We start from the raw sequence: 12,721 nt of genomic DNA on the forward strand, positions 1-12,721 counted from the left end.
CCCACCGCCGATCGAGCAGCAAGCAACGAAGAACCGAACGCCCCCACCTACCTGCTGATCGAGTAGCGAGCGACGAAGGAGCGAGCGTATCGAGATCAGCCCCCCGACACCTCATTTCACACACGAGCCAGCTCCCGAATCCCACCGCGACAGAATTGTCGGAGTCCCCCGATATCCTGGTCCCACACATTCGAAAGTAGTTGTCCACCCGCCCCATCCGACGGACGAAACCTGTCAGACCAGCCCGATATCCTGGTACCAGTTCGATTCCCGCAGCCGATCCGACCCGCACACCGCGAAGGACGCACATGTTCACCTACACCGACCCGGTGGCCGACGAGGCGCTGATCGCCTCGGCCGACACCGCACCGTTGGGTGACCATGCACGCGAAGCCCTTCGACTCAGTCAACAGGCCGGCGCCCTCGCGGTGTTGGCGGCACATGAGATCGGGCGGCGCACCTACACCGAGCGCCTCAACAGCGGCGGACGCAATGGCCGACCGGCCTCCCACTCCACTGCCGAGAAGGCCGCACTCGGGGAAGTGTCGCTACAGCTGCGGATCTCCCGATCCAAGGCCGCCAAATGGATAACCCTCGGCGACCAACTCGCCACGCTCCCCAAGTTCCGGGCACAGTTCCTGGCCGGCAAGCACAGCATCCACCGCATGTCACTCCTGGCCGCATCCGCGCAAGACGCCCCCGAAGGCGACCTACGGGATCGGTGGGCCGACGCCGACGACGAAGCTCTCGACAGCGACACCGATGCGACCGACCTCCCCGATCAGCCCACCTTCGACGACCTGCCCGACGACGTCGAGGCTGACGCCGATGCCGACACTCCCGGCGGTGACCGAGCCGACGACCAGGGCAGCGACACCGAGGATGACGCCGACGGCCAGGACGAGGACGCCGAGCCGATCACCTTCGAGGACCTTGCGCTCGATCTCGCGCAGCGCTCATCCACCGACCCGGCGCTACGGGACGAACTCAACGAAGCCCTGATCGAACTCGATCCCGACCGCGCCGAGAACATCCGCGAAGAATTCGGCGAGGCGTGGCAGAACGTCACCATCACCGACGACGCCCACGGTCATGTCAACGTGGACGCATGCATGCCCGCAGAACACGGCGTTCATCTCCGCGACCGTATTGCCCGAATGCTCAAACGACGGGTGTGTCGCCTCGACCCACGGACCCTCGGGCAACAACGCGTCGAAGCGCTCGCCGAAATCCAGGGCGCGCCCGGCGCGAAACTGCGCTGCCGATGTGGACTCGACACCTGCCCGGCAGCCAAGACCCGCACGCGCGGCAATCGCGGACGCGGCGTAGAAATGCCGCAACCTGCCGACGCCACGTTCGACGCCGAGGCGCCGCAGACCTCCGACATTGCCACCGATATCCCTGCTGACGCCGACGAACCCACCGACGCAGGCGTCGATGCAGTCGTCACAGCCGGGGATGCCGACGAGGCTGCCTCCAACAACGACACGGCTGCCTCCGCCGACAACACAGACTCCGATGACGACGAGGACCCCACCACCGCACCGTCTCGGCACACACTGTACGTCGACCCCACCGGCCGAGACGTCACCCGGCTCGCCGGCTACGGCGCAATCGATCCCGCCCACGCCGAACGAGTCGCACCGCAGGCGCAGATCCTCACCGCACCGGCCATGCCGGAACGCCGCACCACCAGCGGTCTCGTGCTGCTCGGCAACCGGTCGCCGGCACCGCCGATCGACCCGAGCGGGCACGGCGGCTTTGGCAATCCGCCGCCCGGCGCCCTGACCTACGCACCGCCCGCCGCATTGCGGGCCGAGATCCTCTATCTCGATCACCGCTGCCGATATCCGTTCTGCAACAGGCCGTCCGACACATGTGAACTCGACCATCTGGTCAAGTTCAACCATGCCGACCCGCTGGCCGGCGGCTGGACCGTGCCCTACAACCTGATCCCGCTCTGCCGCCCCGACCACGACCGCAAACACGACGGGCCGTGGATACCCACCATGCACACCGACCGCACCGTAACGTGGACCAACCTGCGCACCGGGCAGACGATCATCACCCACCCGCGGTGAGGGCGCGCCCCGAGTTCAGCCGTCACCCAGCAGTTCGGCGAGTTCGGCCAGCGTGTATGGCGCATTGTCCTTGTGATCGCGGTAGGCGATGAACGACGCCTGCTGCGGTTCATATCGTCCGATGAATCCGCCGGCGGCGGTGAAGACCTGACCGGTGATCCCCCGCGCGGCATCGCTGGCGAGGAACACATACAGTGCGGCGACGTACTCGGGTGGCGCAGGATCGAGGGCCGCGTCACGTGTGAGCTCGTCCAGAATCCCCCGGCGGTGCAGGCTCTCGATGTGGGAGACGTAGTGGTCACCGCTCGACAACCGCGACTTCGCGCCCGGCATCACCACGTTGACCCGCACACCGCGATCGGCGAGATCGGCACCAGCGGCCAGCGCAAGGGCGTTGACCCCGCCCTTGGCCGCCGGGTAGCCACTACCCCCGAACATCCCGAGCGACGCCGCCGACCCGGTCAGGACGATCGAGCCGGTCCCCTGTTCGGCGAAGACCCGGCCCGCGGCCTGCACCAGATGAAATGCGCTCATCAGATGTGCGTCGAGCTGGTCACGGAACTCCTCGGCGCTGATCGACAGAATCGTCGATCCCGCCGGTTCGGCGATGCCGGCACAGTTGATGGCGACGTCGAGCGCCCCGAACTCCGAGAGCGCCGCATCGACCATCTTCTGGGCCACGCCGTCATCGCCGGCCGACCCGATGACGCCCACGGCATAGCCACCACCGCCACGGATCTCGGTGACGGTCTCGTCGACCGCCACCGGATCGCGACCGTTGATCACCACCGACACACCACACCCGGCGAGCGCATAGGCCACTGACAGGCCGATCCCCCGTGTCGCGCCGGCCACCACGGCGACGCGACCCGAGAGACTCAGGTCCCCCACCGCCGGCCAGAGGGCGGTCACCGACTCGGGGTCATCAGACACCGCTACCCACCGGCGTGATCGGAATCGAACGCCCGCGGTCGGTGAACTCGAAGTCGGCGCCCGAACTGAATCGCGCGATCGCCACCTCCCCCGACTCCCGGTGCGCGGCATCCCCTCTGCTCATCACGAACTCGGTGGCACCGTCGGCAGCGGTTGCCGACGACACCGCCCAGTACGCGTCCACCGCGGTCGCGATCGCCTGCAGCGGTTCGACGTGGTCGGCATCGAGAAGCGCGATCCAGCCGCCGTCGACGACCGCATCCGACTCGGTCGGCACCCGAACGACGACGTCGTCACCCCGCACCTCGGCAGCCACCCCGGTGTAGGCGAGCGGACCGAGAACCGGATGCAGGTTAATCACCGTCGCAAGGGCCGACGCATCGGCACCCAACATCAGCGCCCGCCGCAGACGATCGGCCGACAACCCCGCGATGCCGGTCAACTGCTTGCGGTATATCTCGCGCACCTGGGCCTCATCGGTCGCATGCCGACGAACCGACCAGAGGAAGCCGAGCGACAACAACTGGTGCTGCAGGGCGATCTCCTCCGCGATCCGGGCCAGCGCGGTGTGCGACCACTCGCGGAACTGCAGATCTGCCCGGAGCGGCCCCCGATAGTCGACCAGTCCGTCTGTCGCCGACCCGTCGATGGGGGTGAGCGCCACCGTCCCGGCTCGGGTGCCGAACATCTCCTGCGCGTCGGACGGTAACGGCAGTTCGTCACGGTCGTCCTCGATCGTCACCGTCCACTCACAGTGCGGTGTGCGACCTTCCGGCCGTCGCGGCGGCCGGTGGATCGGACGAATGCGCGCCCGACGGTTCGTCGCGATCGCCGTCGCGTCGAATGTCGGGTCCTCGATGTCGTGACACATCGTGGTGACGTAGTCGTCGCCCATCGGTTCCACATCCATCAGCGCGCCGCAGTGCTGCAGGAAGAACGACCCGTGGTACTTGTCTGTCACCTCATAGCGGAAGTCCATGAATTGCGGCGGCGCGCCGATGTCGAGCTGCAGGCACTTGAACATATCCTCGACACCGTCGCCGTCGATCCTCAGCGCAGACCGCATGCGCTGGGTGTAGACGGGGCTGGCCGCCATCCATTCCTCGATGGCGACCTGGCCCATCACCTCACGACCGAACGCACTGATCAGATGGGCCATCCCGCTGCGATCGATCAACTGACCCGACAGCAATAGCTCGGGAACAAGGACCGCCAGCTGTTGGTGACTCAGCCCTTGATAGGCCGGCGCTGGATGAGTCATGTGTCAGCTCACCAGAACTTCACGGGCGCCTTGCCGAACGGATACCAGCCGGGCTGATCACCCGTGGCCTTCTCGATCCGCTTGAGCATCCCGTCGCTCATCGCGTTGTTCTTCAGCATCTCGATGAACAGCGCAGAGACATTGCCGTAGTCGAAGAAGTCACGCTGCCACGAGAACTGGAAGTTGCCGCCGTATTTGAACCAACTGCCCTGGATACCCTCGAGCGCGTAGCTGCTACCGTCCTCACGCTTGCCGTTGTACACCTGCTTCCAGAAGCCGATCATGTCGCCGGTCTGATCGTCGATCACCCACGCCTGATACGGATACTCCCACCCCTCGAGGCCTTCCATCTCCTGGCCCAACGCGATGTCGCGGATCTCGTCGCGGCCGACGGCCATGAAATCCTTGTCCGGGCCATAGTTCCACCCGTAGGTGGCGTCCTCGGTGTAGAACTCCGCAAGGGGTTTCCAGTCGCCGGCCTTCTCCGCCTCGATGTTGGCGTCCAACCATCGCTGCTTCATCTCTTCCAGTTCGGCACGATCAAAAGGCATCTCGGGGATCTCCACTCACTCGTCGTCGACAATCTTCAGGGCTTGTGTCGGGCAATAGGTCACCGCAGCCTCGACCTCGGCCCGCCGGCTCTCATCGGGTTCCCTCTGCAGGATCTCGACGTGATCGGCATGCGCCCGGAAGACGTCGGGCGCCTCCATCTCGCACATCCCGTGCCCCTGACACAGGTCCAGGTCCACTTCGACACGCATCAGCGGTCACCGCCTCCGGTACTTCACCCGGCACGGCTGCTGCAGTTGCACGACCATCTTGGAATGGTCGTTGCGGTAGGTCTCCGACGGCTGCAGCATCTCGAACTCGTAGTTCTGAAACAGCACCGAGAAGATCGCCTTGAGCTGCATGATCGCGAACTGCGCACCGACACAACGGTGCCGCCCGGCGCCGAACGGAATCCAGGTCCAGCGGTTGACGAGGTCCTCCTGCCGGGGCTTCTCGTAGCGATCGGGGTCGAAGGTGTCCGGTTCCGGGAAGTCCTCCGGCAACCGATTGGAGATGGCCGGCGACACTGCAATGGACTGACCGGCCGTGACCTCGAAGTCCTCGATGTGGAAGTCGTTGCGCACCATGCGCATCAGGATGATCAGCGGCGGGTGCAGCCGCAGCGCCTCCTTAAGTGCGTTCTCCAACTGCGGCATCTGCCGAGTGTGGGCGAAGGTGTATTCGGGCCGTTCACCGGCCGGGGTGTCGCCGTAGATCTCGTCGAGCTCCGCGTACACCCGACCCATGTAGTCGGGGTTGCGCAGCAACTCGATGAGCGTCCACGCCGCGGTGCCCGAGGTGGTGTGGTGGCCGGCGAACATCATCGAGATGAACATGCCGGTGATGGTGTTGGCGTCGAATCCGACCTGGACCAACACGTCCATGAGATCGCGATCCTCTTTGTTCTCGGTCGGATTCGCGATCCGCTCGTCCATCACTCCCTGGATGAACTCCACCAACTCGGCACGCGCTTCGTCCCGTTTGCGGAAACTCTCGATGTCGGCGTTGTAGTCGACGTAGGCGATCGGGTCGGTGCCCTTCTCCAGATCGTGGAACAGGTGCGCGATGTGGCCGTTCAATCGTTCGCGGAACTTGCGCCCGATCAGACAGGCCGACGACGTGTAGAGAGTCAGCTCGGCGAAGAACTCGAGTAGATCTATCTCACCCTCGTCACCCCAGCCGGCGATGATCCGCTCCACCTCGTTCGGGATGGTCACCGCGTGCTGCTTCATGTGCGGGCCCTTGAGCGCCGAATTGTGGATCGCCTTGGATCGTTCTTCCGGGCTGGTGTCGAAGACGACGCCCTCGCCGAACACCGGGGTCATGAACGGGTAGGCCGCGGCCTGATCGAGGTCTTCCTCCGGCGCGCGGAAGAACTCCTCGTTGGCCAGTGCACCGGATACCAGCACCACCTCGCGGTCGGCGAGCTGGAACTGTCCGACGTCCCCGCATTCTTCCCGCACCCGCCAGAACAGGCCGATGGGATCGGAGGCCAGTTCGTCGAGGTGTCCGTGTTCGCCGTCTCCACCGGAGACACGTTTGGGCTTGGTCAGAGCGGTCATCACTCGTGTCCTTTCGATTCTGGCGGCGTCTGTGGACGATCCGGGGTCTGTGCACGTTTCGCGCACGGAATGGCGCCCTCGGCCTCCACCTCCACCGAACGCATGTGCGCGCCGCGGGGCATCGTCACCATCGCCGACACCGCCTGGGCGATGTGCTCGGGCGAGAGGAAGTTGCCGTGACGGGCCAGGCCGTGCTTGATCCAGTCGTTGAGCATCTTCTCGGTGGTGGCCGGGTCCAGGTTCATCCCCATCCCGGTCAGCGTCTGGCCCGGGCGCACCACGCCGGCCCGCACGCCGGTGCCCTCTAGTTCGAGCTGGATGGTGGCGACCAGTCCGTCGATACCCGACTTCGCCGCCACGTACGCCGACGACCACGGTCGCGGACGGATCGCCACATCGGAGCCGATGAAGACGACATCGCCACGCGCGCGGTCGATCATGCCGCCGATCACGGCCCGATACAGCCGGTAGGCGCCGTTGAGATGGATGTTGACCTGGTCGGCGAATTCATCCGGCCCCGATTCGTACGACAGACCGACGGCAAGATCCCCGGCGCCGGCCACCACGATCTCGAGGGGTCCCAGCGCAGCTTCCGCCTTGGCGACACAATCCAGCACGGACTGCTCGTCGGTCACATCCAACGGCACCGCGACGGCCTCACCGCCCGCAGCGGTGATCTTGTCGGCGAGTTCCTGCAGCCGACCCACCCGCCGGGCGGCCACTGCCACCGGATATCCCGCGGCCGCCAGATATTCGGCGGTGGCGGCGCCGATACCCGACGATGCGCCGGCGACCAGGACGGGCCTGCGTTCTGGGTGAGCGATGAATGCCATCAGCGCACCTGCACTGTCACCGGGAGTTCGGCGAACCCGCGCACGTTCACCGAGTGGACCCGGACGGCGTTGTCGATGTCGATGTCGACTCCCGTGATGGAACGGGCCACCGCGTCGAGCCCGATGTTCGCCTCGAGTCGCGCCAGATGTGCGCCGAGACAGAAGTGTGTGCCCAAGCCGAAACTCATCAGCGCCTGGCTGCTGTCGCGGCCGATGCGGTAGCTGCTCGCATCCTCGAAGACGTCCTCGTCCCGGTTGGCCGACCCGACGAGCAGCAGCACCCGGTCGCCTTCGGGGATCGTCAGATCGCCGTAGGTGACGTCGGCGGCCACCTTGCGCAACACCAGCTGCGTCGAGTTGTCATAGCGCAGTGTCTCTTCGGTCCAATCGGGCACGACCTGCGGTTCGGCGAGCACCTTGGCCAATTCGTGCGGGTTGCGCCATCCCCAATACAGCGCATTGGCCAGCAATTTGGTGGTCGTCTCGTTGCCGGCGACCACCATCAGGACCATGAACCCGACGATCTCGTCGTCGGACAGCCTGGCCTTCGCGCCGGTTTCGTCATCGATCTCGGCGGAGATGAGCGCTGACACCAGGTCGTCACCGAGATTCTTGCGACGATCCGCGATGAGGTCGCCGTAGTACTTGTGCAGTTCGATGTAGGCGTAGACGGCCGCCTCGGGGATGTCGAGCACACCTTCTTCGCGGTGTAGCAACAGATCCGACTGCTTTCGCAGGAATGCCCGGTCGGCCTCCGGGACCCCCAACAGCTCCGAGACCACGTCCATCGGGAGCAGTCCGGCGAAGTCGGCCACGTAGTCGAACTCGCCCTTGTCGAGGCAGGCGCTCCAATGCTGTCGCGTCAGCGCGGTGATGCGCTCCGACAGGTCGTTGACCCGTCGCGGTGTGAAGCCCTTCGACACCAGTTTGCGGATGCGCATGTGCTTGGGATCGTCCATGGCCAGAAACGACATCGACTTGTGGGCGTCCGGCCCGTACGACGACGGGTCCATTGACACCCCCCAGGCGTTCGACAGGTTGACGCTGTCACGGAATCCGGCACGCACATCCGCGTGCCGGGCCAGCGCCCAGAAGTTCATCTCCGCGTTGTAGTAGACGGGCGCCTCGCGACGCAGCCGGGCGTAGGTCGGGTACGGGTCCTCGTGGAAGTCGTAGGCGTACGGGTCGAAGGGGACGAGGTGTTCCATCCCCGCGCGCGTGGCTGTCTCGGTCACTCACTTCTCCATCAGTAGATGTGCAGCTGCGACAAGGCGTTCCGACGTCTGCTCGTAGGACATGTGGCCCATTCCCGCGTGGACCAGGCCACCGGCGTAGATCATCTCCAGCGCATCGAGCAGCGGGCCCGGGTTCTCCGGGTCCACCTCCAGCGCCTCGGCGAGTCGCCGGCGGATGAACCCGCCGATCCGTAGCCGCAGATGTTCCACGTCGGGGTCGGTACCCAGCAACGCCATCGTGACCGCACCGCCGAGTTGCCCCTCCCCGGCGACGACCATCGACACCTCCCGCAACACCTGTGCCACCCGCTCGGCTGGGGGCATCGCGAGATCCGGCTCGGCCACACCCGAGCTCAGCCGACGCCAGAACACCTCGGCCACAAGGTGACTCTTCGACGAGAAGTAGGTGTAGGCGGTGGCCGGGGCCACCCCGGCGAGCTTGGCGACGGTCCGCACCGTGAGCCCGTCGAATCCGTCGGCGTTCAAGACGTCGACCGCGGCGTCGGTCAGTCGCGTCACGGTCTCGGCCTGCTGCTGCGTCAGCCGGCGTCGGGTGGATTCCTGGGATACGGGACTGGACATGTGAGCGAGGCTACACTAGGTTTGAACGCGAGTCCAGACACCTGTCCAGATGGAGTTCCAGACCATGTCTCTACGCCCAGCCTCATCCTCTGAGTTGCTGATCGACGGCAAGCTCACCCCCGGCGCCGGCGGCACGTTCGGCGTCGTGAACCCGGCCACCGAGGAAGTCCTCGGACAGGCGGCCGACGCGACCGCCGACGACATGGAGGCGGCGATCGCCGCGGCCCGGCGCGCCTTCGACACCACCGACTGGTCGCGCAACCATGCCTTCCGCGCCCGGTGCCTGCGGCAGCTGCGCGACGCCCTGCTCGCTCACCGCGACGAGCTGCGCGAACTCACCGTGGCCGAGGTCGGCTGCCCGACGTTCCTGACCGCCGGACCGCAGTTCGAAGGTCCGGTCACCGACCTCGGCTACTTCGCCGACCTCGCCGAGTCCTATCTCTGGACGCAGGACCTCGGCGTGGCGAAACCCATGGGACTCAAAAACACTCGGGAGATCCGGCACGAAGCCGTCGGCGTGGTCGGCGCGATCACCCCGTGGAACTTCCCACACCAGATCAACTTCGCCAAGATCGGACCCGCGCTGGCCGCGGGCTGCACCGTGGTCCTCAAACCCGCGCCGGACACCCCGTGGTGCGCAGCGCTGGTCGGGAAGGTGATCGCCGAGGAGACCGACTTCCCGCCCGGCGTGATCAACATCGTCACCTCCAGCGACCACGCGCTGGGCGCTCAGCTGTCCACCGACCCACGTGTCGACCTCGTCTCGTTCACCGGCTCCACCGCGACCGGTAAGAAGGTGATGGCCGGAGCCGCCGAATCGTTGACGAAGGTCTTCCTGGAGTTGGGCGGAAAGTCGGCGTTCATCGTGCTCGACGACGCCGACATCGCGTCGGCCTGCGCGATGGCCGCGTTCAACGTGGTGACGCACGCCGGACAGGGCTGCGCCATCACCACCCGCCTGCTGGTGCCGCGCGGGAAGCTCGACGAAGCCATCGCGGCGACGAAGGACGCGCTGGCCGGGCTGCCCGCCGGGGACCCGACCGATGCCGGCACGATCTGCGGACCGCTGATCTCGGCCGCCCAGCGCGAGCGGGTCGAGTCCTACATCGCAATTGCGAAGGAGGAGGGCGGGACCATCGAGATCGGCGGCGGGCGGCCGTCCGACAAGGACACAGGCTTCTTCGTGGAACCGACGTTGATTTCTGGGCTGGACAATTCGGCGCGGGCCGCGCAGGAGGAGATCTTCGGGCCGGTCCTGGTGATCCTCCCTCACGACGGCGACGACGACGCCATCCGGATCGCCAACGACTCACCGTACGGCCTGTCCGGTGCCGTGTGGGGTACCGATCCGGACCGGATCGACAAGGTGGTCAACGGCGTTCGCACCGGAACCATGGGCGTCAACGGCGGCATCTGGTACGCCGCCGACGTCCCGTTCGGCGGCTACAAACAATCCGGGATCGGTCGTGAGATGGGCGTCGCGGGATTCGAGGAGTACCTGGAATCCAAGGCCGTGGCCACGCCGGCGTGAAAGGAAACGTGATCTCGATCTCGCAGAGTGCCACCACAACAGAAAGCAGCACAATGACTTCCGACACCCGCAATCGCTTCCAGGACAAAACCGTCATCGTGACCGGCGCCGCCGGCGGTATCGGTGAGGCCTATGCCCGCGCTCTGGCCGCCGAGGGCGCCAACGTCGTCGTCGCCGACCTGAATGACGAGGCCGGCAAGCAGGTCGCCGCCGACATCAACGGCCTCTACGTCAGCACCGACGTCGCCGACGAGCAGTCCGCGCAGGCACTCGCCGCCGCGACCGTCGATGCCTACGGCACGATCGACGGCCTGGTCAACAACGCCGCGATCTACGGCGGCATGAAGCTCGACTTCCTCATCACCGTGCCGTGGGACTACTACAAGAAGTTCATGAGCGTCAACCTCGACGGGGCGCTCAACGTGACCCGCGCGGTATATCCCCACATGACCGGCGGCGGCGCCATCGTCAACCAGTCCTCCACCGCCGCATGGCTCTACAGCGGCTTCTACGGTCTGGCCAAGGTCGGGGTCAACGGACTCACCCAGCAACTCGCCACCGAACTCGGCGGCCAGAACATCCGGGTCAACGCCATCGCCCCGGGCCCCATCGACACCGAGGCCACCCGCTCCACCACGCCGAAGGAGATGGTCGCCGACATCGTCAACCGCCTGCCGCTCAAGCGCTTCGGTACGCCCGAGGACCTGGTGGGCATGTGCCTGTTCCTGCTGTCCGACGAGGCGGGCTGGATCACCGGGCAGATCTTCAATGTCGACGGCGGGCAGGTCATCCGCTCATGAGCGACGGCAACGTCGGCCGGATTCGGCTCGGCTACGTGGGTCTCGGCAACATCGGCGGGCCGATGGCCGCGAGCCTCGCCGCCTGGTCTGGCGGTCTCACGGTGTTCGACATCTCCGCAGACGCCGTGGCCAAGCTCGTCGACCAGGGTGCCACCGCCGCGACATCGTTGGCCGATCTCGCCGCCCATGCCGACATCATCGGCATCTGCGTGCTCAACGACGACCAGGTGCGCACGGTCGTCTCCGGTGACGGCGGCCTACTCGACACCGCCACGCGCGGAACGATCATCGCCGTGCATTCGACCATCAGCCCGCAGACTGCCGCCGACCTGGCCGCCGAATGCGCCGAGCAGGGCGTCACCCTGCTCGACGCACCGATCTCCGGCGGGGCGGCGGGTGCGGAACAGCGTCGCCTGGCCATCATGGTCGGCGGCGACCGAGCGGCATACCTGCGGCTGAAAGAACCCTATTCGGCGGTCTCGGACATGCTCGTCCACGCCGGCAACGATGTGGGTGCCGGAACCACGATGAAACTGGCGCGCAACCTGATGCATTTCGTCGCGTTCACCGCGGCGATGGAGGCCTCCCGCCTCGCCGAGGCCGCCGGGATCGACATCACCAAGCTCGGCAAGGTGGTTCGGCACACCGACGCGATCACCGGTGGACCAGGCGCGATCATGCTCCGCGACACCACCGCCGACGTGCCGCCCGACGACTTCTGGCACGACGTGCTGATCCCCGTCCGGGGACTCGGCGAGAAGGACCTCGCCCTGGCACTGCAACTGGGTCGCGAACTCGGCGTCGACCTCCCGCTCGGCGAGATCGCACTACGCGACTTCGCCGCAGAACTCGGTGTGCCACATCAGGAAGGGGAACAACCATGACCACCGCAGACGAGACCACCGCAGACGAGACCTCCGCGAACGAGACCACCGATCCTCGGCGTCAGAAGGGCCTCGACATGATGTCGAAGGTGTACGGCTGGGAGATGTCCGACGGGCCGGGCGACTTCTTCGCCCACACCTGCGATCAGGTGTTCGGCGAGGTGTGGACCCGAGAAGGCCTGTCGATCCGCGACCGTCGCCTGCTGCTGCTCGGCGCGCTCGCCGCGGGCGGGCAGATCGACGTCGCCGAGATCCAGGCCGGCGCTGCGCTCACGAACGACGAACTGACCCCCGAGCAACTCGAGGAAATCGCGTTGTTCCTCTGCTACTACGTGGGCTGGCCGCTGGGCACCAAGATGAACTTCATGTTCGGTCAGGTGATCGCGAAGCATCGGGCGGCGCAGCAGCAGCGGTAGTCGCACCGCGGGTCGCCGCACTGACGGCCCGGCCCCCACACCCGCCGCCGCAGC

The 12,721-nt window shown here is 66.3% G+C and carries 13 protein-coding genes; 5 read left to right on the plus strand and 8 right to left on the minus strand.

What is annotated here, in order from left to right:
• Positions 1-308 precede the first annotated feature (308 nt).
• The gene (locus NWF22_RS03770) at positions 309-2,081 is read left to right on the plus strand and encodes an HNH endonuclease (protein WP_160900564.1); all 1,773 of its coding nucleotides are present in this window, start codon (positions 309-311) and stop codon (positions 2,079-2,081) included.
• 15 nt (positions 2,082-2,096) lie between these two features.
• Here NWF22_RS03770 and NWF22_RS03775 read toward each other — a convergent pair whose 3' ends face one another.
• The 8 genes from NWF22_RS03775 to NWF22_RS03810 all read right to left on the minus strand — a co-directional run bounded on the left by NWF22_RS03775 (position 2,097) and on the right by NWF22_RS03810 (position 9,036).
• Entirely contained in the window at positions 2,097-2,939 is an 843-nt protein-coding gene (locus tag NWF22_RS03775) for an SDR family NAD(P)-dependent oxidoreductase (RefSeq protein ID WP_258321415.1), read from the minus strand.
• 67 nt (positions 2,940-3,006) lie between these two features.
• Complete coding sequence (locus NWF22_RS03780) at positions 3,007-4,275, minus strand: hypothetical protein (RefSeq protein WP_160900562.1); 1,269 nt, start codon at positions 4,273-4,275, stop codon at positions 3,007-3,009.
• 8 nt (positions 4,276-4,283) lie between these two features.
• The gene (locus NWF22_RS03785; RefSeq protein WP_160900561.1) at positions 4,284-4,826 is read right to left on the minus strand and encodes a Cif family virulence factor; all 543 of its coding nucleotides are present in this window, start codon (positions 4,824-4,826) and stop codon (positions 4,284-4,286) included.
• A 15-nt stretch (positions 4,827-4,841) separates the two neighbouring features.
• Positions 4,842-5,036 carry a ferredoxin gene (locus tag NWF22_RS03790; protein WP_160900560.1) on the minus strand — a complete coding sequence of 65 codons (195 nt, stop codon included), beginning with the start codon at positions 5,034-5,036 and terminating at the stop codon, positions 4,842-4,844.
• 6 nt (positions 5,037-5,042) lie between these two features.
• On the minus strand, positions 5,043-6,386 hold the full coding sequence (locus NWF22_RS03795; RefSeq protein ID WP_160900559.1) for a cytochrome P450: 1,344 nt from the start codon (positions 6,384-6,386) through the stop codon (positions 5,043-5,045).
• Positions 6,386-7,219, minus strand: coding sequence for an SDR family oxidoreductase (locus tag NWF22_RS03800; RefSeq protein WP_160900558.1), 834 nt, complete (start codon positions 7,217-7,219; stop codon positions 6,386-6,388). The genes NWF22_RS03795 and NWF22_RS03800 overlap by 1 nt, the downstream gene beginning before the upstream one ends.
• Positions 7,219-8,454 carry a cytochrome P450 gene (locus NWF22_RS03805; protein WP_160900557.1) on the minus strand — a complete coding sequence of 412 codons (1,236 nt, stop codon included), beginning with the start codon at positions 8,452-8,454 and terminating at the stop codon, positions 7,219-7,221. Before NWF22_RS03805 ends, NWF22_RS03800 begins: the two co-directional genes overlap by 1 nt.
• Complete coding sequence (locus tag NWF22_RS03810) at positions 8,455-9,036, minus strand: TetR/AcrR family transcriptional regulator (protein ID WP_160900556.1); 582 nt, start codon at positions 9,034-9,036, stop codon at positions 8,455-8,457. It abuts the gene before it with no gap.
• Positions 9,037-9,100: 64 nt separating this feature from the next.
• Between NWF22_RS03810 and NWF22_RS03815 the strand changes: the two genes are divergently transcribed.
• Genes NWF22_RS03815 through NWF22_RS03830 form a run of 4 tightly spaced genes read left to right on the plus strand, consistent with a single transcriptional unit; the run spans position 9,101 to position 12,667 of the window.
• A complete protein-coding gene (locus tag NWF22_RS03815; RefSeq protein ID WP_160900555.1) occupies positions 9,101-10,567 on the plus strand; it encodes an aldehyde dehydrogenase in 1,467 nt (488 codons plus the stop codon).
• 53 nt (positions 10,568-10,620) lie between these two features.
• Positions 10,621-11,367, plus strand: coding sequence for an SDR family oxidoreductase (locus NWF22_RS03820; RefSeq protein WP_160900554.1), 747 nt, complete (start codon positions 10,621-10,623; stop codon positions 11,365-11,367).
• Positions 11,364-12,251, plus strand: coding sequence for an NAD(P)-dependent oxidoreductase (locus tag NWF22_RS03825; protein WP_160900553.1), 888 nt, complete (start codon positions 11,364-11,366; stop codon positions 12,249-12,251). Before NWF22_RS03820 ends, NWF22_RS03825 begins: the two co-directional genes overlap by 4 nt.
• Entirely contained in the window at positions 12,248-12,667 is a 420-nt protein-coding gene (locus NWF22_RS03830) for a carboxymuconolactone decarboxylase family protein (protein ID WP_160900552.1), read from the plus strand. The genes NWF22_RS03825 and NWF22_RS03830 overlap by 4 nt, the downstream gene beginning before the upstream one ends.
• Positions 12,668-12,721 lie beyond the last annotated feature (54 nt).

Origin of the sequence: Gordonia mangrovi (genome assembly GCF_024734075.1) — a bacterium.
Taxonomy (GTDB): Bacteria; Actinomycetota; Actinomycetes; order Mycobacteriales; family Mycobacteriaceae; genus Gordonia; species Gordonia mangrovi.

Bases quoted from the DNA above. Each gene is read 5' to 3' on its own strand.
- NWF22_RS03770 (WP_160900564.1), top strand. From the start codon at position 309: ATGTTCACCTACACCGACCCGGTGGCCGACGAGGCGCTGATCGCCTCG.
- NWF22_RS03780 (WP_160900562.1), bottom strand. From the start codon at position 4,275: ATGACTCATCCAGCGCCGGCCTATCAAGGGCTGAGTCACCAACAGCTG.
- NWF22_RS03785 (WP_160900561.1), bottom strand. From the start codon at position 4,826: ATGCCTTTTGATCGTGCCGAACTGGAAGAGATGAAGCAGCGATGGTTG.
- NWF22_RS03790 (WP_160900560.1), bottom strand. From the start codon at position 5,036: ATGCGTGTCGAAGTGGACCTGGACCTGTGTCAGGGGCACGGGATGTGC.
- NWF22_RS03795 (WP_160900559.1), bottom strand. From the start codon at position 6,386: ATGACCGCTCTGACCAAGCCCAAACGTGTCTCCGGTGGAGACGGCGAA.
- NWF22_RS03800 (WP_160900558.1), bottom strand. From the start codon at position 7,219: ATGGCATTCATCGCTCACCCAGAACGCAGGCCCGTCCTGGTCGCCGGC.
- NWF22_RS03810 (WP_160900556.1), bottom strand. From the start codon at position 9,036: ATGTCCAGTCCCGTATCCCAGGAATCCACCCGACGCCGGCTGACGCAG.
- NWF22_RS03815 (WP_160900555.1), top strand. From the start codon at position 9,101: ATGTCTCTACGCCCAGCCTCATCCTCTGAGTTGCTGATCGACGGCAAG.
- NWF22_RS03820 (WP_160900554.1), top strand. From the start codon at position 10,621: ATGACTTCCGACACCCGCAATCGCTTCCAGGACAAAACCGTCATCGTG.
- NWF22_RS03825 (WP_160900553.1), top strand. From the start codon at position 11,364: ATGAGCGACGGCAACGTCGGCCGGATTCGGCTCGGCTACGTGGGTCTC.
- NWF22_RS03830 (WP_160900552.1), top strand. From the start codon at position 12,248: ATGACCACCGCAGACGAGACCACCGCAGACGAGACCTCCGCGAACGAG.